Source organism: Pelagerythrobacter sp., from assembly GCF_041912895.1.
Classification (GTDB): Bacteria; Pseudomonadota; Alphaproteobacteria; order Sphingomonadales; family Sphingomonadaceae; genus Pelagerythrobacter.
On the sequence record NZ_JAYSGI010000003.1, the window covers coordinates 185,434 to 205,753 of the forward strand.

The 20,320-nt window shown below is 67.8% G+C and carries 20 protein-coding genes and 1 tRNA gene; 12 read left to right on the forward strand and 9 right to left on the reverse strand.

Going from position 1 to position 20,320, the window contains the following annotated elements; translation table 11 throughout:
• The first annotated feature begins 145 nt into the window (after nucleotides 1-145).
• Complete coding sequence (locus tag ACE3QC_RS11605; RefSeq protein ID WP_374408388.1) at nucleotides 146-1,669, forward strand: TIGR00341 family protein; 1,524 nt, start codon at nucleotides 146-148, stop codon at nucleotides 1,667-1,669.
• 3 nt (nucleotides 1,670-1,672) lie between these two features.
• Here the strand turns inward: ACE3QC_RS11605 and ACE3QC_RS11610 are convergent, their stop codons facing one another.
• Nucleotides 1,673-3,430, reverse strand: a complete 1,758-nt coding sequence (locus tag ACE3QC_RS11610) for a fatty acyl-AMP ligase (RefSeq protein ID WP_374408390.1) — start codon at nucleotides 3,428-3,430, stop codon at nucleotides 1,673-1,675.
• A gap of 129 nt (nucleotides 3,431-3,559) precedes the next feature.
• On the opposite strand from ACE3QC_RS11610, the gene ACE3QC_RS11615 reads away from it, so the two are divergent.
• Genes ACE3QC_RS11615 through ACE3QC_RS11630 form a run of 4 tightly spaced genes read left to right on the forward strand, consistent with a single transcriptional unit; the run spans nucleotide 3,560 to nucleotide 5,590 of the window.
• Complete coding sequence (locus tag ACE3QC_RS11615) at nucleotides 3,560-4,132, forward strand: regulatory protein RecX (RefSeq protein WP_374408391.1); 573 nt, start codon at nucleotides 3,560-3,562, stop codon at nucleotides 4,130-4,132.
• Nucleotides 4,133-4,624: a DUF192 domain-containing protein gene (locus ACE3QC_RS11620; RefSeq protein ID WP_374408392.1), complete on the forward strand. Its 492-nt coding sequence runs from the start codon at nucleotides 4,133-4,135 to the stop codon at nucleotides 4,622-4,624.
• 49 nt (nucleotides 4,625-4,673) lie between these two features.
• Nucleotides 4,674-5,072 carry an NADH:ubiquinone oxidoreductase subunit NDUFA12 gene (locus ACE3QC_RS11625; RefSeq protein ID WP_374408393.1) on the forward strand — a complete coding sequence of 133 codons (399 nt, stop codon included), beginning with the start codon at nucleotides 4,674-4,676 and terminating at the stop codon, nucleotides 5,070-5,072.
• A gap of 2 nt (nucleotides 5,073-5,074) precedes the next feature.
• The gene (locus ACE3QC_RS11630) at nucleotides 5,075-5,590 is read left to right on the forward strand and encodes a DUF2155 domain-containing protein (protein WP_374408395.1); all 516 of its coding nucleotides are present in this window, start codon (nucleotides 5,075-5,077) and stop codon (nucleotides 5,588-5,590) included.
• On the opposite strand, the gene aat is transcribed toward ACE3QC_RS11630, so the two are convergent.
• Nucleotides 5,506-6,204 (reverse strand): leucyl/phenylalanyl-tRNA--protein transferase, encoded by a 699-nt coding sequence (aat, locus tag ACE3QC_RS11635; protein WP_374408396.1) that lies wholly within the window; start codon nucleotides 6,202-6,204, stop codon nucleotides 5,506-5,508. The two genes, ACE3QC_RS11630 and aat, sit on opposite strands and share 85 nt — an antisense overlap.
• 112 nt (nucleotides 6,205-6,316) lie before the next feature.
• Between aat and ACE3QC_RS11640 the strand changes: the two genes are divergently transcribed.
• Together ACE3QC_RS11640 and ACE3QC_RS11645 are read left to right on the forward strand one after the other, a co-directional pair.
• A tRNA-Trp gene (locus ACE3QC_RS11640) sits at nucleotides 6,317-6,392 on the forward strand.
• Nucleotides 6,393-6,589: 197 nt separating this feature from the next.
• Nucleotides 6,590-6,739, forward strand: a complete 150-nt coding sequence (locus ACE3QC_RS11645) for a hypothetical protein (protein ID WP_374408398.1) — start codon at nucleotides 6,590-6,592, stop codon at nucleotides 6,737-6,739.
• 73 nt (nucleotides 6,740-6,812) lie between these two features.
• Here ACE3QC_RS11645 and ACE3QC_RS11650 read toward each other — a convergent pair whose 3' ends face one another.
• Complete coding sequence (locus tag ACE3QC_RS11650; protein ID WP_374408400.1) at nucleotides 6,813-8,354, reverse strand: alanine/glycine:cation symporter family protein; 1,542 nt, start codon at nucleotides 8,352-8,354, stop codon at nucleotides 6,813-6,815.
• A 263-nt stretch (nucleotides 8,355-8,617) separates the two neighbouring features.
• On the opposite strand from ACE3QC_RS11650, the gene secE reads away from it, so the two are divergent.
• The 4 genes from secE (at nucleotide 8,618) to rplA (ending at nucleotide 10,656) form a co-directional block, all read left to right on the forward strand.
• Nucleotides 8,618-8,812 carry a preprotein translocase subunit SecE gene (gene secE / locus ACE3QC_RS11655; RefSeq protein WP_374408402.1) on the forward strand — a complete coding sequence of 65 codons (195 nt, stop codon included), beginning with the start codon at nucleotides 8,618-8,620 and terminating at the stop codon, nucleotides 8,810-8,812.
• A 32-nt stretch (nucleotides 8,813-8,844) separates the two neighbouring features.
• Nucleotides 8,845-9,381, forward strand: a complete 537-nt coding sequence (gene nusG / locus ACE3QC_RS11660) for a transcription termination/antitermination protein NusG (protein ID WP_374408404.1) — start codon at nucleotides 8,845-8,847, stop codon at nucleotides 9,379-9,381.
• A 146-nt stretch (nucleotides 9,382-9,527) separates the two neighbouring features.
• A complete protein-coding gene (rplK, locus tag ACE3QC_RS11665) occupies nucleotides 9,528-9,959 on the forward strand; it encodes a 50S ribosomal protein L11 (protein WP_374408406.1) in 432 nt (143 codons plus the stop codon).
• A gap of 4 nt (nucleotides 9,960-9,963) precedes the next feature.
• Nucleotides 9,964-10,656 (forward strand): 50S ribosomal protein L1, encoded by a 693-nt coding sequence (gene rplA / locus ACE3QC_RS11670; RefSeq protein WP_374408407.1) that lies wholly within the window; start codon nucleotides 9,964-9,966, stop codon nucleotides 10,654-10,656.
• A gap of 75 nt (nucleotides 10,657-10,731) precedes the next feature.
• Here rplA and ACE3QC_RS11675 read toward each other — a convergent pair whose 3' ends face one another.
• The 4 genes from ACE3QC_RS11675 to ACE3QC_RS11690 are packed head-to-tail and all read right to left on the reverse strand — an operon-like array spanning nucleotide 10,732 to nucleotide 14,939.
• Nucleotides 10,732-11,643 carry a GNAT family N-acetyltransferase gene (locus ACE3QC_RS11675; RefSeq protein ID WP_374408409.1) on the reverse strand — a complete coding sequence of 304 codons (912 nt, stop codon included), beginning with the start codon at nucleotides 11,641-11,643 and terminating at the stop codon, nucleotides 10,732-10,734.
• Nucleotides 11,643-12,605, reverse strand: coding sequence for a polysaccharide deacetylase family protein (locus ACE3QC_RS11680; RefSeq protein ID WP_374408411.1), 963 nt, complete (start codon nucleotides 12,603-12,605; stop codon nucleotides 11,643-11,645). The genes ACE3QC_RS11675 and ACE3QC_RS11680 overlap by 1 nt, the downstream gene beginning before the upstream one ends.
• A gap of 35 nt (nucleotides 12,606-12,640) precedes the next feature.
• Nucleotides 12,641-13,396: a competence/damage-inducible protein A gene (locus ACE3QC_RS11685; RefSeq protein ID WP_374408413.1), complete on the reverse strand. Its 756-nt coding sequence runs from the start codon at nucleotides 13,394-13,396 to the stop codon at nucleotides 12,641-12,643.
• A 40-nt stretch (nucleotides 13,397-13,436) separates the two neighbouring features.
• Nucleotides 13,437-14,939, reverse strand: coding sequence for a flavin-containing monooxygenase (locus ACE3QC_RS11690; protein WP_374408415.1), 1,503 nt, complete (start codon nucleotides 14,937-14,939; stop codon nucleotides 13,437-13,439).
• Nucleotides 14,940-15,045: 106 nt separating this feature from the next.
• Here ACE3QC_RS11690 and ACE3QC_RS11695 point away from each other — a divergent pair, with 106 nt between their 5' ends.
• On the forward strand, nucleotides 15,046-17,055 hold the full coding sequence (locus ACE3QC_RS11695) for a TonB-dependent receptor (protein ID WP_374408417.1): 2,010 nt from the start codon (nucleotides 15,046-15,048) through the stop codon (nucleotides 17,053-17,055).
• Here the strand turns inward: ACE3QC_RS11695 and ACE3QC_RS11700 are convergent.
• Both ACE3QC_RS11700 and ACE3QC_RS11705 read right to left on the reverse strand, forming a co-directional pair.
• Nucleotides 17,049-18,089, reverse strand: a complete 1,041-nt coding sequence (locus tag ACE3QC_RS11700; protein WP_374408419.1) for an ACP S-malonyltransferase — start codon at nucleotides 18,087-18,089, stop codon at nucleotides 17,049-17,051. The genes ACE3QC_RS11695 and ACE3QC_RS11700 overlap by 7 nt on opposite strands.
• Nucleotides 18,086-20,275 (reverse strand): thiamine pyrophosphate-dependent enzyme, encoded by a 2,190-nt coding sequence (locus tag ACE3QC_RS11705; protein ID WP_374408421.1) that lies wholly within the window; start codon nucleotides 20,273-20,275, stop codon nucleotides 18,086-18,088. Before ACE3QC_RS11705 ends, ACE3QC_RS11700 begins: the two co-directional genes overlap by 4 nt.
• Between the last annotated feature and the right edge of the window lie 45 nt (nucleotides 20,276-20,320).

Here is a 20,320-nt window from a genome sequence, read left to right on the forward strand (position 1 = left end):
CTGCTGTCAGCTCCTCGCACGGGGCAAATCCCCGGTTCGCTTACTGTATTAAGGGCGTAAGACACGGAATTCAACGACCGCGCCTCTCGCCCGCGTCCGGAATGTCGGCTTTTTTCCGCCCATGGCAAGCGCTAAGGCCGTTTTCATGAACAGCACCACCTCGCCCGAACCCGCTTCCGCCGACAGGCAGCCCCACTGGTCGTTCCTGCGCGTGTGGGTGAGCCTGCGCCGCTGGTGGGCCGGTGCGATGGTGAACACCGTCGAGCAGGATGCGGTGATCGCCAGGCGGCGCGAGGAATGCGCGTTGTCCTCGCGCTATCTGTTCATGACCGCGATGTCTGCGGGCATCGCGGTGCTCGGCCTGCTGCTGTCGTCGCCGGCGGTGGTGATCGGGGCGATGCTTCTCTCGCCGCTGATGGACCCGATCATGGGGCTGGGCTTCGCGCTGGCCATCGGCGACTATCGCTGGATGCGCCAGTCGGCCAAGTCGCTGGCGTGGGGCACGGCGATCGCCGTGGGGCTGTGCGCGACGATCGTATTCCTGTCGCCGTTGCAGGACATCACCTCCGAAATCGCCGCGCGCACCCGGCCCAACCTGTTTGACCTGCTGATCGCGCTGTTTTCCGCGCTGGCAGGCGCCTATGCGATGATCCGCGGGCGCGAGGGCACGATCGTCGGCGTCGCCATCGCCACCGCGTTGATGCCGCCGCTGGCGGTGGTCGGCTTCGGGCTCGCGACGTTCAACTGGACGGTGTTTTCGGGTGCGTTGCTGCTCTATGTGACCAACTTCGTCACCATCGCGCTCACCGTGTGGGCGATGGCGCGGCTCTATGGCTTCAGTGCGATGCAGACGGGCAAGCAGACCCGCTGGCAGAACTTCGCGATCGTGGTGGTTTTCGTCGCGCTCGCCGTTCCGCTCGCCTTTTCGCTGCGCCAGTTCGCTTGGGAGGCGAGCGCCGCACGGCAGGTGAAGAGCGAACTGGCCGCGCAGTTCGGCAGCGCCTCGCGCCTGTCGCAGCCCGAAATCGAATTCGATACCGAGCCGCTGCGCGTTTCCGCCTTCGTGTGGACCACCAGCATCAAGGCGGATGCGGAAACGCGCGCGGAAGACAACCTCGCCCGCGCGCTCGGCACCCCCGTGGACATCCAGCTCAAGCAGTTCCTCGTGCGCGACGAGCAGAGTGCGGAAGAGGCGCAACTCGCTTCGGCCAAGGCGGCGGAAGAACAGGCGGCGCTGGATCGGTTGAACGAGCTTTCGGCGCGCCTGTCCATCGCCGCCGGTGTGTCGGAGGACGACGTGCTGCTCGATCGCCAGCGCCGCCGGGCGCTGGTGCGCGCGCAGAGCCTGCCCGGCGCGACGCTTTCCACTTATGCCGCGCTCGAACGGCGCATCGCGGCGACCGAGCCCGATTGGCGGATCGAGCTCGTCCCGCCCACCGCCACGCTGCCGCAGATTGCCTACGAGGGCGAGGAACCCGACGATGCCGCGCGCGAGGCGATCGCGCTGGCAGGCTGGGCGGCGCAGCGCCTGGGCCGCCCGGTAGCGGTGTCCGGCCCGGCCGAACAGGCGGCGGCGGTGCGCGACATGCTCGCCGGGCAGGGGGCGCAGGCGAGCATCGGCGAAGACGGTGGCGAACTGCGGCTCACATGGGCCGACGCCGAAAGCTGAGGGTTACGCCGCTTCCATCAATTGCAGCGGCTGGATCTCGCCCGCGAGGTAGAGCCGCTTGGCCTTCGCCCGGCTGAGCTTGCCCGAGCTGGTGCGCGGCAGCGTGCGCGGGGGTACGAGTTCCACCACGCAGTTCATGCCGGTGACCGAGCGGACCTTGTCGCGGATCTGTTCGTGCAGGCGCACGCGCTCTTCCGGGTCGGATACGCGGCAGTGGACGAGCACGGCAGGCGCTTCCTCGCCGTCCTCGGTTTCGACCGAGAACGCGGCGATATCGCCGTGGTTGAAGCCGGGAAGCTGCTCCACCGCCCACTCGATATCCTGCGGCCAGTGGTTCTTGCCGTTGATGATGATCATGTCCTTCGCCCGGCCGACGATGAACAGGTAGCCGCCGGCCATGTAGCCCATGTCGCCGGTGTCGAGCCAGGCCCCCTTGCCATCTTCGTTCGGGACGAGGCAGTCGTTCGTCGCTTCCTCGTTGCGGAAGTACGAATGCATCACGCTCTTGCCGCGGCACCAGACCTTGCCGATCTTGTGATCGCCCTTCGGCCGGTCATTCTCGCCGCGGATTTCGACGTCCATGCCGGGCAGCGGCTTGCCGCAGTTGACGATGGCGCGATAGCGTGCTGGGCGGCTGAAATCGGCGCGCGTGCCCGACAGGCGCTCTTCCTCCACCAGTTCCACGCGGATGCCTTCGCCCGGCGGCATCACTGTCACCGCCAGCGTCGCTTCGGCGAGGCCGTAGCTGGGCGTGAACGCGCTCGCGCGGAAGCCGGCGTCGGCAAAGGCGTTGACGAAGCTCTGCATGACGTCCGGGCGGATCATGTCCGCCCCGTTGCCCGCGGTGCGCCAGCGCGACAGGTCGAACCGCTCGGCGACGCTCGATTGGCTGGAAATGCGCCGCGCGCAGATGTCGTAGCCGAAGGTGGGCGAGTAGCTGAGGCTGTTGCCCTCGTTGCGACTGATGAGGTCGAGCCAGGCGAGCGGGCGGCGCGCGAAATGCTCGGTCTTCAGGTAGTCGCAGCTGACCTGGTTGGCGATCGGCGACAGGAAGCAGCCGACCAGCCCCATGTCGTGATACCACGGCAACCAACTCACCACGCGGTCGTTCTCGCCCAGATCGACCATCGTCGCGTGGCCGAACAGATTGTGCAGCAGCGCCTCGTGCGTCACTGCGACGCCGGTGGGGAAGCGCGTGGAGCCGGAGGAGTACTGGAGATAGCAGATGTCTTCCGGCTGCGCTTCGGGGAGGTCGCATTCGGGCGCCTCGCGCTCGGCGAAGGCGTCCCAGTCGATCCCTTCGCAGCCTTGTCGGTCGGCGGCGGCCTGCGCCATCTCCGCGATTTCGGGCGGATAGATGAACAGCTTGGGGTCCGAGCTTTCGAGCTGGATCACGAGCTGCTCGATATAGCCGTCTTTCCCGCCGAAGCTGGTCGGCAGGGGCAGCGGCACCGGCCATGCGCCGGCATAGGCGCAGGCGCAGAACAGCGCGGCGAATTCCGGCCCCGTCTCGGCGACCAGCGCCACACGGTCTTCCTTGCCGATCCCGGCGGCCACCAGCCGACGCGCCATCGCCAGCGCGTCCTCGCGCATTTCGCGATAGCTGTAGGCCCACTCAAGCGTGCCGCGCATATCGTGGAAGTTCAGGCCCTTTTCGCTCCGCGCGGCATAGTCGATCGCCTCGTTGAAGGTCGCGAAGTCCGACCGGCGGCGCGGCAGGGCGCAGTCGTTCGGCGTCGGAAGCTGGTTCGAATCGGTCATGCTGGAGGCGTTACCCGTCACTAGAGCGCAACATTGCGCATTCATTATTGCTTGTAGGCGCCCTTATCCCGTGGCCGGCGTCGTTTCAAACTTTCCCATTTCCTAACGACTGTGGCACCAATAAGGCCGATGGTTCGCAAGGAAACGCATGAAGGGCGCAAACGGCGCCCGCCGAAGCCGCTCGATGCGGCCCGGCTGGAAGAACTTGCGCTGGCCTACGTCGCGCGGTTCGCGACCAGTGCAGCCAAGCTGGAAGGCTATCTGGCGCGCAAGTTGCGGGAGCGCGGGTGGGAAGGGGAGCGCGCGGCCGATCCGGCCGCGATCGCCGCGCGTTTTGTCGATCTCGGCTATATCGACGACGAGGCTTACGCCCGTTCGCGCGCTGGCGGGCTGCTGCGGCGCGGTTACGGGGCACGGCGGGTGGAGCAGTCGCTGCGGGGCGCGGGGATCGGCGAAGAGGTGCGCGCCGAAGTCGAGCCCGGCGAACACGCGCGGCGCGCGGCGGCGCTGACCCTCGCCCGCAAGCGGCGCTTCGGCCCGTTCGCCGCCGAAGCGCCCGACCGCGAGCGGCGCGAGAAGCAGATGGCCGCGATGGTTCGCGCAGGGCATGGATTTGACGAAGCGCGCGCGGTATTGGATGCAGCGAGCGTGGACGAGGCCGAAGGCTGGGTTGCCGAGGCATCCGCGCACGAGGAGCGATAGATGCGCCTGTTGCCAGCCCTTTCGACAGCTCTGCTGATCGCTGCCTGTTCGCCGCAGGCCGGCGCCGGAACCGCCGCGCCCGCCACGGCCGAGAGCGCCGCGCCCGCGCAGCACCCCATATCAGGCCTCGACATCGCCCCGCTGGCGGTGGTCAGTGACGGCACGCGGCACGAATTCGCGGTCGAGATGGCGCGCACTCCACAGGAGCAGGCGAAAGGCCTGATGTTCCGTACCGAGCTCGGCCCGAACGAGGGGATGCTGTTCCCGCGCACTCCGCCCGACGTCGCCAGCTTCTGGATGAAGAATACCCCGCTGCCGCTCGACATCATTTTCATCGGGCGCGACCGGAAGATATTGAACATCGCCGCCAATACCGAGCCGTATTCGCTCGAATCGGTTTCCGCCGCCGGTCTGACCGCAGCGGTGCTGGAGCTTGCGGGCGGCCGTGCGGCCGAACTCGGCATCGAACCGGGCGATACCGTGGAATGGTGAGCGATTGCCCGCTTGGCCGCGGGGATCGAATCGGCTAACCGGCCAGCCCATGAACTTCCTGGCCAAGATCTTCACCTGGTGGAACGGCGCCACGATCGGCACCTTGCTCGATTCGTGGCGGCATGGCGAACAGGTCGGCATCGATGCGCAAGGCAACCGCTATTTCCGCGCGCGCAAGAAATCGCCGGACGGGCGCGAGCGCCGCTGGGTGATCTACGACGGCGCCAACGATGCCAGCCGCGTGCCGTCCGAATGGCACGGCTGGCTGCACGGCGCGTTCGACGACGTGCCAGAAAGCCGCCTGCCGCCCGCCCGCGTGTGGGAAGTCGATTATTCGCCCAACGCCACCGGCACGCAATCGGCATACCTGCCGCAGGGCGCGCTTCAGCGTGGCGGACGCCGTGCCGTGGCGACCGGCGACTACGAAGCGTGGTCGCCGGACAGTTGAGCATGCGCGCCCTTGCCGCCGCGCTGACGCTCGCGATCGCGCTCGCCGGATGCACCGAGCAGGCCCCCACGCCGCAGCCCGAGGAAACCGAGATTCCCGAGGCGCTACGCCAGGCCGCGCCGCCGCAAGTCGTGGGCGAGGGCGGGGCAGGCACGCCGATGGAAGACCGGGTCGGCACGATCGGGCTACTCAACAAGCGCAACAACCTGTCGCAGGATTTCGAACTGTCGCCCGGCGAGGCGCAGCGCGCGGGCGATGTCATCGTGCGCATGGCCGCGTGCGAGCGCACCGCACCGTGGGAGGTGCCGCGCGAAACCGGTGCTTTCGTGCAGGTCTTCATTCGCAGCCCAGGCGACGAGGGCGAATGGTCGAAGATCTTCTCGGGCTGGCTGTTCAAGAATTCGCCCAGCCTGAACGTTGTCGAGCACCCGATCTACGATGTCTGGGTCAAGGACTGCGCGATGAGCTTTCCTGGCGAGGACGAGGACGATTCGGCTTCGGACAGCAGCGAGGCATAGGCTTCGGGCAGGCTCAGCCGGGGCGCGCCGCCAGCGTCCGCCAGCAGCGCGCAGTAGTGCGCCTGCGAAGTCTCCACCGCGCCGAGCGAGGCGAGGTGCGACGTCATGAACTGGCAGTCGAGCAGCACGAATCCGGCCCGCCGCAACAGCGCGACGAGCCACGCCAGCGCGACTTTTGAGGCGTTGTCGGCCCGGCTGAACATGCTTTCGCCGCAGAACGCGCGGTCGATCGCCAGTCCGTAAAGCCCGCCGACCAGTTCTCCATCGCGCCAGCATTCGAGCGAGTGGGCGTGGCCCTCGCGATGGAGGGCAGCGAAGCTCGCCTCGATCCGCCGATTGATCCAGGTGCCTTCCCTGTCGCCGCGCGGCGCGGCGCAGGCGCGAAGCACGTCGCCGAACGCCCGGTTGCAGGTGACGAAGAACGCGCTGCGGCGCAGCACCTTGCGCAAGCTGTGCGAAGCGGCGAATCCATCCAGCGGAATGATCGCGCGCTCGCGCGGCTCGACCCAAAACACCTCGGGATCGTCGCGCGCGTCGGCCATCGGGAAGATTCCGTTGCGATAGGCGAGCAGCAGGAGGTCGCTGGGAATCGGGCCGGTGGCGGGGGCGTGCATCGCGATCTGCCCCTAGCGCGCGGCGCGGCAAGTTCATAGCGCGCAGGCCGATGTTGCGCGCGCGCCGCCTTGCGTTCGGCGGTGCTTGGTTCTAGAGGGCGCTTCCGCCTGCAGGGGTGTAGCTCAGTTGGTAGAGCATCGGTCTCCAAAACCGAGGGCCACGGGTTCGAATCCTGTCACCCCTGCCAGGCGATCGGGCGCGATGGACACGCGCGCCACGCCTTCGCGAAATTTACGACATCGGGGAACCACCTAGGAAAAGCTGGCTTCGGCTGCATTTCTTGCACGCCGCGTGAATCGGCGTTTTGAAGCGCGGGAACGGCGCGGCGAACCGGGCATTGTCAGCGTCGAACGGTGGGTTCGTAACCGATCGATGGAGGTAGCCATGTCGAGTCCGACTTTCCGCAGCAGCAACCCCGACGGGTGGAGTCACCCCCGCCCGCATCGCGACGCGTCGCTTCGTTACATGACGCACGGGCCGATCCAGCCGATGGAGCAGCCTGGCTTCTTCGCGCGCCTGTTCGGGGCGCGCTGAACCCGATTCGCCACGTGAAAAGGGGCCGGCCGATCGCTCGGCCGGCCCCCTGTTCGTCGGCGCCCGACGAGCGTCAGTACTCTTCGGGTTCTTCCGGCGTTTCCTGGTGGAAGTCGCGCCCGGCGGTGCGGTCGCCCCGCGCGAGCTTGAACACCACGCCGGAGAGCAGCGCGAGCGCGAGCAGGTTGGGCAGCGCCATCGTCGCGTTCGAGATGTCGCCGAAGCGCCAGACGAGCTGTGAGGGCAGCGTCGCGCCGACGAAGATCGCGATGCACCAGATCACGCGCCAGATGATGTGCAGCACCTTCTCGCCGCCGCGGGTGGAGCCCGGCACGCGGTCGTAGATGAAGGTGATCGCGCGCTCGCCGTAATACGACCAGGTCAGCAGCGTGGTGAACACGAACAGGATCAGCGCGATGCTGGCGATCAGCGTGCCCAGCGGGATCGAGGCGATCTCGAACGGGAAGGCCGCCGCGAACGCGCCCGAGGTGGTCACGAAGCCCGACATCGCAGTGGTGCCGAGATCGGACTGCCAGACGTGGTCGACCGGCTGGCCCTGATAGGTGAAGTCGCCCTGCACGGTCAGAATCACCAGCGCGGTCATGGTACAGATCACGATTGTATCGATAAAGGTGCCGAGCATCGCCATGCGGCCCTGCTGTTCCGGATCGTCGGTCTGCGCTACGGCGTGCGCGATCGGGGTCGAGCCCTGACCGGCCTCGTTCGAGAACAGCCCGCGCGCGACGCCGGCGCGAATTGCGAGGATGATCGCCGCCCCCACGAAACCTCCACTCGCACTCTGCGCGTTGAACGCGCCGCCGAAGATGCGGCCGAAGGTCTCGGGCAGATCGCCGAAGTTGAGCACGAGCGCGGTCAGCGCCATGACGATGTAGGTCGCGGCCATGAACGGGACTACCTTTTCCGCCACGTTGCCGATCGACTTGATGCCGCCGATGATGACGACGAACACCGCCACCGCGACGATCAGCCCGCCGAGCCAGCGTTCGAAGCCGAACAGTTCGTTGAGCCCGCTCGCGACCTCGTTCGCCTGGATGGAGTTGCCCGTCACCAGCGCGGAGAACAGCGTGCCGAGGCAGAAGACGATGGCGAGCCAGGTCCATTTCGGCCCGAGCCCCATCATGATGTAGCTCATCGGCCCGCCGCGCGAGACACCGTCCGAGGTCGTCTCGCGATAGCGGATCGCGAGGCTGCCTTCGGCGAAGGCCAGCGCCATGCCGAACAGCGCGGTGATCCACATCCAGAACACCGCGCCCGGCCCGCCCAGTGCGATCGCGGTCGCGACGCCCGCCAGGTTACCCGTGCCGACTTGGCCGGACAGCGCGGTCGAGAGTGCGGCGAAGGGGCTGATCTCGCCCTTGCCAGAACCCTTGCGGCTGGCGAACAGGCCGCGCACCGCCGCGCCGAACTTGACGATCGGGTAGAACCGCAGCCCGATCATGATCCACAGGCCGACGCCTAGCAGGATCACCGCCAGCGGCGGTATCGGGATCAGCTGCTCGCCGTTCCATGTGCCGCCCCAGATGAAATCGGATACGTTGGTGACTGGTTGCACCAGTCTGTCACCCAGCGTGGCGGGTGCTTGGCTCGTCGCCATTCGGTTGTCCCCTCGATGCGTCCCTGTGTTCGAAGCGCGGCAGGCTAGTGCCCACAGCGCGGCATGGCCAGCCCCACGCGGAAAGAAACGCCGCGGCGCGGCCCGTTCGCCACACTGCCTTGCTTTTGCGCGCCGCGCCGCCTAAATGCGGCTCCGTCTTCCGACATCGGAGCATCGAAAAGCCCCTCCCGATCTTGCATCGGGGCGGCGATGACCCCATCCCGGAAGGCACGATACGAATTCAGGCAAGAGCGAGAGAGCACATGGCCAAGACCAGCCCCGGGGAATTCCTTCGCCAGGTCCGCGCCGAGGGCAGTAAGGTGGTCTGGCCGACCCGCGAGGAGACGGTCCGCACCGCGATCTTCGTCGGCATCATGATGGTGATCCTCTCGCTGTTCTTCCTCGGCATCGATTCGGCCTTCGGCGCGGTGGTGCGCTGGCTGCTGACGATCGCCTGATCGACACGCAACAGGACACGACAGGGATCACAATGGCTCGCTGGTACATCATCCACGCCTATTCCGGCTTCGAGAACAAGGTTCGCGACGCGATCATTTCGGAAGCCGAACGGCTCGGCCTGTCCGAAGCCGTGGAGGAGGTCGAGGTGCCGACCGAAACCGTCACCGAGATCAAGCGCGGCAAGAAGGTCCAGGTCGAACGCAAGTTCATGCCCGGCTACGTGCTGGCCAAGCTGCGGCTGACCGACGACGTCTACCACCTCGTCAAGAACACCCCTAAGGTCACCGGCTTCCTCGGCTCGGGCAACAAGCCGCAGCCGATCTCCGAGAAAGAGGCCGCACGCTATTTCGGCGGTGTGGAAGAGGCCAAGTCCGCGCCCAAGCGCGACATCAGCGTCGACTACGAGATCGGCGATCAGGTCAAGGTGCTCGACGGGCCCTTCGCCAGCTTCAACGGCGTGGTGGAAGAGCTCGATTTCGACAAGGCCAAGGTCAAGGTCAGCGTCTCGATCTTCGGCCGTGCGACCCCGGTGGAGCTCGACTTCGAGCAGGTCGAACTGGTCAAGTAATCGCATTGCTTTCGGCGCCCCTTTGGACTAGAGGCGCCGCTTCCCGAAAGGGAACCCCGTGCGGGAGGCGGAGCGATCCGCTGCTTGACCGCTTACCATGAGGCTCCGCTTGCGGCGGGGCCGACAGTGAGAAAAGGAGGCCAATCGTGGCCAAGAAGATCGACGGCTATATCAAGCTGCAGGTGCCGGCCGGGGTTGCGAACCCCAGCCCGCCGATCGGCCCCGCGCTGGGCCAGCGCGGCGTCAACATCATGGAATTCTGCAAGGCGTTCAACGCCGCCACGCAGGACATGGAAAAGTCCATGCCGATCCCGACCATCATCACGGTCTACGCGGATCGTTCGTTCAGCTTCGTCACCAAGACCCCGCCCGCCAGCTTCCTGATCAAGCGCGCGGCCAAGCTGAAGTCGGGCTCGAAGGAGCCGGGCAAGGTGAAGGCCGGCTCGATCAAGCGCTCGCAGCTTGCCGAGATCGCCGAAACCAAGATGGCCGATCTCAACGCGAACGATATCGATCAGGCGACGAAGATCATCGAAGGCTCCGCGCGTTCGATGGGCCTCGAAGTGGTGGAGGGCTGAACCGATGGCCAAGCAGACCAAGAAGCAGAAGACGCTCGCCGAACTCGACCGCGAGAAGCTCTACACCGTGAACGAGGCGATCGCCACGCTGCGCGAGCACAAGAGCAAGTTCGACGAGACGGTCGAAGTCGCGCTGAACCTCGGCGTCGATCCGCGCCATGCCGACCAGATGGTGCGCGGCATGGTCTCGCTGCCTTCGGGCACGGGCAAGGACGTCAAGGTCGCGGTGTTCGCCAAGGGCGACAACGCCGAGAAGGCGCTTGCCGCCGGTGCCGACAAGGTCGGCGCGGAAGACCTGATGGAAGACATGCAGAACGGCAACCTCGACTATGACCGCGTGATCGCCACGCCGGACATGATGGGTGTCGTCGGCCGTCTGGGCAAGGTGCTCGGCCCCAAGGGCCTGATGCCGAACCCCAAGCTCGGCACTGTGACGCCGAACGTGGAGCAGGCCGTGAAGGACGCCAAGGGCGGCCAGGTCGAATTCCGCGTGGAGAAACAGGGCATCATCCACTCGGGCATCGGCAAGCTGTCGTTCAAGGACGAAGACCTGAAGACGAACTTCAAGGCGCTGACCGACGCGGTGGTGAAGGCCAAGCCGAGCGGTGCCAAGGGCAAGTACGTGCGCAAGGTCACACTGACCAGCTCGATGGGTCCGGGCCTCAAGCTCGACCTCGCCGAGGTGGAGGGCGCCTGACGCCTTCCCGCTGCGGCGGACTGTGAAATCGAAAAGGGGAGGGTTGGCCAGGCGCCGGCTCTCCCCTTTCGCGTTTCAGCCCCGCAGCATGCGCCGCGCGCCCGCCAGCGCGCCGCTGCCCTCGGCGATCCGCCTAGCCGCAGCGACCGATCCGTCGAACGCGGCAAGCGCGCCTACGAGCAGGCGGTTGGCGGCGCGGCCGCGCAACAGGAAGAAGCTCGCGGCTTCGACCGACGCGGTGCCGAACAGCGCCTTGTGCGCGCCTTCGCCCTCGGTGAAATCGAAGAACCGGAAGCGCCGCTCGGCGTAGAGCGTTTCGAGCGCGGCGAGCTGGAGCACGGTGCCGGGCGAGAGGTGCGACAGTGCGGGGGCGTAACCGAGCCAGGCATAGACCAGCGTCTCGCCCTCGACCGGCAGGCACAGGTAGCTGGCGGGCTTGCCGTCCAGCCACAGGATGAAGGCGCGCAACCGGTCGTCCGCGGCCGCCTCGCGCAACGCCGCCTGCGCCTCGAGCGCTTCGGGTAGCCCGGCATCGAGCAGGCGCCCCTGATAGGTTTCGCGCGAAAGCGGCAGCGCGGCGGCGAGGAATTCGTCGAACCCGCGCGCGCCGCGATATTCGCGCAGGTCCAGCGTGCCCTCGGCCGCTTCGGCAAACTTGCGCTGCTTGCGCCGCAGCGTCGAACGGGTCTTGCTCGAGAATCCGGCCATATAAGCGTCGAAGCCGCCGTCCATCGCGATGTAGTGGCGGCGGTAACGCTGGAAGCCGCCGGGGATCATGTCCGGATTGTCCGCGATCAGCGCTTCGGCGGTCTCCAACGGTGCGGAGAGAACGCGGTAGCCGTCGGCCTCGGCTGCGAGATCGGGCAAGGCGCGCGATGCGCCCGCGACCAGGTCCTCCAGCGAATGGCGCACCGTCACCAGCTTGCGCGGCACCGCGAACAGTTCGCGCGAACCGGCGACGAAGCGGATCGGCGTCGCCGCACCCATCAGCGCGCGCCGTAGAGTCCGTTCGCGATGATCTGCTCGGCGATTCGCAGCCCTTCGCGGATCGAGCTGACCGGCAGCACCGGGCGCGGCGCGTCCATCGCGTCGGCAACGGGCGGGCGGCTGGCGTAAGTCGCGCTCTCGACCCCCGGCATCGAGGCCAACCCTTCGCACAGCGCCGCGAACCTGCGGCGCACGATCGCGTTTGCGCGCCGGCGCTCGCGACAGAGCAGCTCGAAGCTGTGCGAAACGATGGTGAAGCTCGCCAGATCGTGATCGCGCGCGTGGCGGATCGCAGCGAGCATCTCGCGCGAGGAGATCGCGGTGACCTGCGCATGGCGCAGCCGTCCGCCGAGCGTGCGGATGCACCCGGTCGGCACCTCGATCACGCCGCAATGCCGGAGCGGTCGGCGATGCCGCCGCGCGAGCGAGATGCGGCACGCGCCGCCCTCGATTCCCGGTGTGTGGCTCGTATCGTAGCGCAGCCCGATCGCCGCGAGCGCGCGCAGTGTGTCGTCGTTCGCGCCGTAGTTGCCCGCGCGGAAAGCGACCGGCGCGGGCGCGCCTGCCGCGACCAGCGCACCGCGCGCCCAGTCGAGGATCGCCTGCTGATCCTCCAGCGTGAAATCGGCGAGGTTGCGGCCGCTCCGCCCGCGCACCGGGCTTGCCGCACCCGCCAGCGCGAGCCATTCGGTGTGGCAGTGCAATTGCACGTCGTGCCCGCGCTCGACGATCGGCCCGACGACGTCGGCGATCGCCTCGCGCCCGTAGAGCAGCGCGGGCATGGGATCGACGAAGAACACCCCGCGAATGCCGTGCCGCTCCATCACGTCCATTTTATGGAACACGCCGACCGCGCCGCTCGGCGTCTCGCAGGCGATCGAGCGCGCGAAGTTCTCCGCCCGGCCAAGCCCGGCGAAATCCGCCGCGTATTCGGTGTCGATCGTGATGTAGACCGCGGTCATGCCGCGGTTCGTAGCGCGACGAGGTTAAAGCCCGGTTAGATGCCGCCCGGCGTGAAATCGAAGCCGAGTTCGCCAAGCCCCTCGCAGAGCGTGTGCATGCAGCTTTGCAGCGCGTCGGCGTCGGTCGAGCGGATCACGAAGTTCGCGCCCACCTTCCCCTCGCGGAAGAAGGGGTAGCTGCCGATCTGGCAGTTCTCGTGCGCCTTTTCCACCTCGCGCAGCAAGGTGGCGACCTCGCTTTCGGGGATGAACCCGCCGACCGTCTCGCTCAGCAGCGGCGCGCCGCCTTCGAGCGTGCCAGTCAGCGCGTCGAGCATCTGCGCGGCGATGTGCGGCACGCCCGCCATCATGTGGACGTTGCCGATCCTGATCCCCGGCGCGCCCGACATGCGATTGGGTATGAGGTCCGCGCCTTCGGGCACGCGGGCCATGCGCAACCGCCCTTCGTTCACTCCACCTTTGTCGGCGTAGTACCGTTCCAGGATCGCGCGCGCCTGCGGGTGGATCACCACCGGCACGTCGAGCGCGGCGGCGACCGCATCGACCGTGATGTCGTCGTGCGTCGGGCCGATCCCACCGGTGGTGAAGAGATAGTCGTTCGCTTGGCGCAGCGCGTTCACCGCCTCCACGATCCGGCCCTGCACATCGGGCACCACACGCACTTCGGCGAGGCGAATGCCCTGCACCTGAAGCCAGCTCGCGATCTGCGCGATGTTCCTGTCGTGCGTGCGGCCCGAGAGGATTTCGTCGCCGATCACCACGAGGCCGGCGGTGTAGATGCGCTCGCTCATGCGGAAGGGTTAGGCGAGGGCGGCGATGCGGGGAAGGGTCTTATTCCGCCGCTTCGAGCTGCGGTTCGGCGGCGGCATCCGCGCGGCGCAGTGCCAAGATGCCGTCCTCGATGGGGTCGGTCGCCATGCGCTTGCGATCGAGCACGTATTCCTGATTGAGCCGCCACGGGAAGGCGACCGCGTTCTTCGGCATGATGTGGCGCGAGCGCTGGATATAGCCGGAGGAGAAATCGAAGATGTCGTCCTCCTCCAGCTTCGCTTCGTCGGCTTCGGTCAGCACCGGCACCGCTATGTCCGCGCGCTTCGCCGCCATCTCGTTGAGCAGGCGGCAAATGTAGTCCGAGTTGATGTCCGCACGCAGCGTCCAACTCGCGTTGAGATAGCCGAACACCACCGCGAGGTTGGGCAGGTTCGAGAACATGCAGCCCTTGTAGTAATAGCGCTGCGCGAAATCGACCGGCGCACCATCCTGGCTGATCGCGATCTTGCCCGCGACCGCGAGCTTGAGGCCGGTGGCGGTGACGATCACGTCGGCGGGCAGCACCTTGCCGCCTTCGAGTTCGATACCCTCTTTCACGAAGCCAGCGATGCGCCCGGTTTCGATAGTCGCCCGGTCGCCGCGGATCGCTTCGAACAGGTCGTTGTCGGGTACGAGGCACAGCCGCTGGTCCCACGGGTTGTAGGGCGGGGTGAACGCGGCGACGTCGTAGCCCGTGCCGCCGAACGCCCTGTCGATGCGCTTGTGGAGGAATTCCTTGACCTTCTCCGGCTTCTCCCGCGCGCGTTTGAAGCCGATGTCCTGCATCTTGATGTTCTTCCACCGGGTGATCCGGTAGGCGAGCCTTTCGGGCAGCACGCGGCGCAGGAAGTTGGCGATGCGATCCTTCGCCGGACGCGAGAACATCCATGTCGGGGTGCGCTGGAGCATCGTGACGTGCCCGGCCTTGCGCGCCATCGCGGGCACGATGGTCACGGCAGTCGCGCCCGATCCGATCACTACCACGCGCTTGCCGGCGTAATCGAAATCCTCGGGCCAGAATTGCGGATGGACGACCTGCCCGGAAAATTCGCCGAAATCGAAGCCGGGGTCGAACGGCTCGTCGTAGTCGTAATAGCCCGAGCCGAGGTAGAGGAAGTTCGCGGTCAGCCGCGTCACGCTGCCGTCGGCCAGCTCGATCTCGACATGCCAGCGTGCCTCGTCGCCGCGCCAGTCTGCGCTCAGCACCTTGTGCCCGAAGCGGATGTGCTCGCGGATGCCGCGCTCGTCCACGATGCGGTGGAGATAGTCGAGGATCGCGGGCGCATCGGCGATCGATTTCTCGTGCCGCCACGGTTCGAAATTGAAGCCGAGCGTGTGCATGTCGCTGTCGGACCGGACGCCGGGATAGCGGAACAGATCCCACGTGCCGCCCAGGTTCTCGCGCCGCTCGACGAGGGCGTAGCTGCGGCCGGGGCACAGCGTTTCCATGTGCGCGGCCATGCCGATGCCGGAAATGCCCGCGCCTACGATCAGGACGTCGAAGTCGGGATTCGTCGCCAGCATGCCTCTCTCCTCTTGACGCGAACGTAAATCATCGCGCCGGGCTTGGCGAGTCCCCGATGGCAAATTGCAACTGACTGGCGCCGCGCGATCGGATAGGGCGCGGGGCATGCCTGCACGCCTTGCCCTTGCCGCCAGCGTCCCCTTCGCGATCACCGTGCCCGCCGCGGCGGAAGAAAGCGTGGGGCCGGTCATCGTCGTCACCGGCCAAGGCCTGGAGGAGACGCCCGCCGCCCCGGCTTACGACGCGGTGGAGATCGCGCGCGAGCAGATCGTCGCCGCGCCTTCGGGGCGGATCGAGGAGGTGCTCGGCGCGGTGGCGGGCTTCCAGCAGTTCCGCCGCTCCGACAGCCGCTCGTCGAACCCGAGCGCGCAGGGGGTGACGCTGCGCGCATTGGGCGGCAACGCGACCAGCCGCGCGCTGGTGCTGCTCGACGGAGTGCCGATGGCCGATCCGTTCTTCGGCTATATCCCGCTGAGCGCGCTCGCGCCCGAACGGCTCGGCGCGGTCCGGGTGACGCGCGGAGGCGGCTCAGGCCCGTTCGGCGCGGGCGCGCTGGCCGGGCGGATCGAACTGGAGAGCGCGGGCCCGGGCCAACTCGCGCCGCGATCGGCCTCGCTGCTTGCCAACGATCGCGGGGAAACCGAGGCGAGCCTCGGCGTGGCGCAGGAACTGGGCGCAGGCTTTGCCACGATCGACGGGCGCTGGGACCGCGGCAAGGGCTTCTTCACCACGCCGGAGGACCAGCGCGTTCCCGCGACCGCGAGGGCGGCATTCGATAGCTGGTCGGTCGGCGTGCGCAGCGGCGCGCCGCTGGGTGAGAGTATCGAATTGCAGACACGCGCGCTGGCCTTCCGCGACGATCGCACGCTGCGTTTCGCAGGCGCGGATTCGGCGAGCGAGGGGCAGGATGCGAGCTTGCGGGTGGTCGGGCGCGGGCTTTGGCAATTCGAGGCGCTGGGATACGTGCAGGCGCGCAATTTCTCCAACGTCGTCGTCAGTTCGAGCAGCTTCACCCGCGTGCTCGACCAGCGCAACACGCCCTCGACCGGGCTCGGCGGCAAGCTGGAACTGCGCCCGCCGCTGGGCGCGGATCATGTGCTGCGCGTCGGCGTCGATTACCGCCGCGCCTCGGGCGAGTTGCAGGAGGAAGCCTATAGCGCGATGTCTGGTGCGCTGACCGAACGGCGGCGCGCGGGCGGCACCAACGGCGATCTCGGGCTGTTTGCGGAGCACGACTGGTCGCTCGGCGAGCGGCTGGTGCTGAGCGGCGGACTGCGGCTCGATCGCACGACGATTTCGGACGGATTTTACCGCGCGGTCGATGCGGGCGGCGTGCTGGTCGAGGAAACCATCGCGCCGGATCGTTCGGACTGGACGCTCGGCTGGCGCGCGGGCGCCGCGTTCGATGTGGCGGACAGCGTGCGGTTGCGCGCGGCGGCCTATACCGCGCTGCGCCAGCCCACGCTCAACGAGCTTTACCGGCCCTTCGTGGTCTTCCCGGTGGTGACGCAGGCCAACGCTGCGCTCGCCAACGAGCGGCTGGAAGGGTTCGAGGCGGGGGTCGATTTCGCGCCGGTCGAGGGGATGGAATTCACCCTGACCGCGTTCGATAATCGGGTGGAGGATGCGGTGGCCAACGTCACGCTCTCGCCCAACCTGCGCCAGCGGCGCAACCTGCCCGCGATCGAATCGCGCGGGCTCGAAGGCGGGGTCGGGTTAACGCGTGGCACCCTGCGTTTCGACGGGACGCTCGCCTACACCGATGCCGAGGTAAAGGGCGAGGGGCCGTCCGCCGATCTCGACGGCAACCGCCCCGCGCAGACACCACGCTGGGCGGCGGGCGCTTCGCTGGCATGGACGCCGGCGGAAGGCTGGCTGCTCTCGGCCTCGCTGCGCCACGTCGGCGCGCAGTTCGAGGACGATCTGGAGGCTGACGTGCTGCCCGCCGCGACCACGCTCGGCGCTTATGCGCAGGCCCCGATCGGCGGCAGGCTGTCGCTGGTGCTGCGGGGCGAGAACCTGACCGGCGAAACGGTGGTGACGCGCAATTCCGGCGGCTCGATCGACCTCGGCGCCCCTCGTACCGTGTGGGCGGGGCTGCGCTGGGGTTACTGACCCGTCGCCAGCCCGCGCTGTTCGGCCATGCCCATCGAGACCAGCAGCGGCTCCGCCTCCTGCCGCGCCTTGAAGCCCGCCTTGTCGCCCATGCCGCGCCAGTCGGCGAGCACCAGCGACTGCGCGACCGCGCCGCCCAATGTGGTGCCCGGGCCGGTGACGATGAACAGGTCGGGCGCGAACTCGCGCGCGGCGACCGCGATGGCGCGGGTGAAATCGTAGCTTTCGGTCACTTGATGGCCGAGTGTGTAGTCCCACAGCGCCTGGTTGTCGGTTGCATGGGGCCACCAGACCGCGCCGCGCCCGTCGATCAGCGGTAGCGCGGGCTGGCCGAACAGGTCGGCGGGCAAGGCGGCGCGGCCCTGCTCTGCCACGGGGGCTTGCAAGTGGGTGTGGAACGCCGCGTGGTTGCCGAGCCGCATCGGGAAACGCCCGTCGACCGGTTCGACCGCGCCTTCGAACGCCTTCAGCCCGGCCTCGTCGCCTGCGAGCACGAGCATTCCGCCGAGATCGATCGACAGCGCCAGCGTGTGATCGGGCCGCGCGTCGATCTCCGCCACCACGCCGAGCAGCCCGGTCTTGCGCGCGGGATCGGGCCGCCAGTCGTCGCCGAGAAAGGGGTGGACGAGCTGGCCGCCGATCAGCGCCGCCTGCATCAGCGTGCCCATCGTGTTGGCGACGCGGAAGCCCTCTTCCGGCGCGAGGGCCCCGGCGCAGGCGAGCGCGGAATACCAGCCCATCGAGTTGCCGGTGACCGCGACGACCTCGATGTCCTCGCGGTCGATCGAAAGAAAATCGCCCAGCGTCGCGGCGAAGATCAGGCCCGAGGCGTTGTCGCCACGGGTGTGGGTGGCCATCGAGAACCGCTCGGCCCCGTCGAGCGCGGAGAGTGTGTCCTGCCCTGCCGCGTCGCGCTGGCGGTCGAACGCGGCGAGCATGCCGGCGTCGGGGAAATGGCGCCCGAGGTAGCCGAGTTCGGCTTTGTTGTAGGTGCCCCGACCCGGGCAGACGACGACTGCGGTTTTCTTGCTCATGCCGCGTCCCCCACGAGAGTTCGGGCGGCATCGACGATTCCGTTGACGCTCGGCATCGTCGCGGCGTAGGCCGGGCCGGTGGGGATAAAGCTGTCCTCCGCGACGTAGCGCGCGTGCGGTGCATCGGTGCGTTCGGTCAGCAGCGTCATCAGCGCTTCGGCGAGGCCGCCGGTGCGGCGCGTCTCGTCGACGATCAGGACACGTTTCGCATCGCCGATAGCTTTGAGCAGCGCTTCTTCGGGGAGCGGGTTCAGCCAGTGGAGGTCGATCACCCGGCTTGTCACCCCTGCTTCGGCCAGCCGCTTCTGCGCCTGGAGCGAGAGATGCAGCCCGTTGGCGTAGCTGACGATCGCAAGGTCGCTGCCGTCGCCGTGGGTAGTCACTTCGCCGAACCCGATCCGTTCGCCCGGCGGCGGATAGTGCCGCAGCCATGCCCCGTCGCCCGGCTCGTGCAGGTCGCGCATCGGGTAGAGCGCGATCGGCTCGAGGAAGATCACCAGCCGCTGCTCTTCACGTGCGAGCCGCACGCATTCGCGCAGCAGCTTCGCGGCGTCGGCGCCGTTCGAGGGGCAGCATAGGATCACACCCGGCACGTCGCGCAGCGCGGCGAAAGAGTTGTCGTTGTGGAAGTGCCCGCCGAAGCCCTTCTGATAGCCGAGCCCGGCGATCCGCAGCACCATCGGGTTGGTGAACTGGCCGTTCGAAAAGAACGGCAGCGTCGCGCCTTCGCCGCGAATCTGGTCCTCGGCGTTGTGGTAATAGGCGAGGAACTGGATCTCGGGGATCGGCAACAGCCCGTTCTGCGCCATTCCGAGCCCGAGGCCGAGGATCGACTGTTCGTCGAGCAGGGTGTCGATCACCCGCGCCCGCCCGAACCGTGCGCCGAGCTTCTGGGTGACGCCGTAGACCCCGCCCTTGTTGCACACGTCTTCCCCCATCAGCGCGATCTCGCGGTGTTCGAGCATCAGGTCGGTGAGCGCCCAGTTGATGCAGCGGCTCATGATCTGCGGGCTTTCCATCGCCTTGAGATCGCCGCCGAACGCGGCCGCGCGCGCCTCGGCGGAAGGGCCGTTGCTCGGCGCGTTGTCGCGGCGGGGGGGGACGAGGCTCGCCATCACCTCGCTCGCGGTTTTCAAACGCGGCCGAGTGACGGCCTCGACGCGCACGCGCTCGGCCCGGTCGAGCGTCTCGCGGTAGATCGCCAGCGCTTGCTCGGCCTTCAGCGCCCCGGCCTCGCCGAGCAGGCGGACGGTGTGGAGCAACGGATCGTTCGCTTCCTCCGCCTCGACCTCGGCCTTCGCCATGTAGGTCGTCGGCATGTCGGCCCCGGCATGCCCGTAGAGCCGCACCGTGCGCACGTGCAGGAACGCGGGCTTGCGCCGGGTTCGGACGAATTCGGCCGCCGCGCGCGCCGTGGCGTAGGTATCGTAGATATCCAGCCCGTCGCAGGCGAAGTAGCCGAGACCGGGGCGGTGCGCGAAGTTGGCCGCGATCCAGCCGCTGGGCGTTTTCGTGGAGATGCCGATCCCGTTGTCCTCGCATACCCACAGCACCGGCATCGGCACCTTCTGGTAGGCCGTCCAACAGCTGGTGTTGATCGCTCCTTGCGCGGTTGCGTGGTTGGCGCTGGCGTCGCCGAAGCTGCACATCACGATGGCGTCGTCCGGCATCGCGCGGTGCTCGGGGTTCACCCGCTTCGCCAGTCCGATCGAATACGCCGCGCCGACCGCTTTGGGCAGGTGGCTGGCGATGGTCGAGGTCTGCGGCGGGATATTCAATGCCTTCGAGCCGAGCACCTTATGCCGCCCGCCCGAGATCGGATCGTCGCTCGAACAGGCGAAGCTCAGCAGCATGTCCCACAGGATCGACTGGCCGGGCACCTGATTGGCCCGCTCGATCTGGAACGCGGCGTCGCGGTAATGGAGGAAGGCCATGTCGGTCGGGCGCAGCGCGGCGGCGACTGCGGCCATCCCCTCGTGGCCCGAGGAGCCGATCGTGTAGAACCCTTCCCCCGCCGCCTGCATCCGCCGGCTGGCGAGATCGAGCGCGCGCGTCAGGCAGCCCGAGCGGTAGAGCCGCACCGCCGCCGCGCGCCCCAGCACGCCACTCGGCGCGGCGCCTTGTGGAAAATCGCCCGCGCCCACCCGGCGCAGGAAGTTCTCGTGCACGATCGTCGCCCGGTCCATGCGGCGCTTGCTAGCCGTTCGCGCGCAAAAGGGAAGGGGATCGAC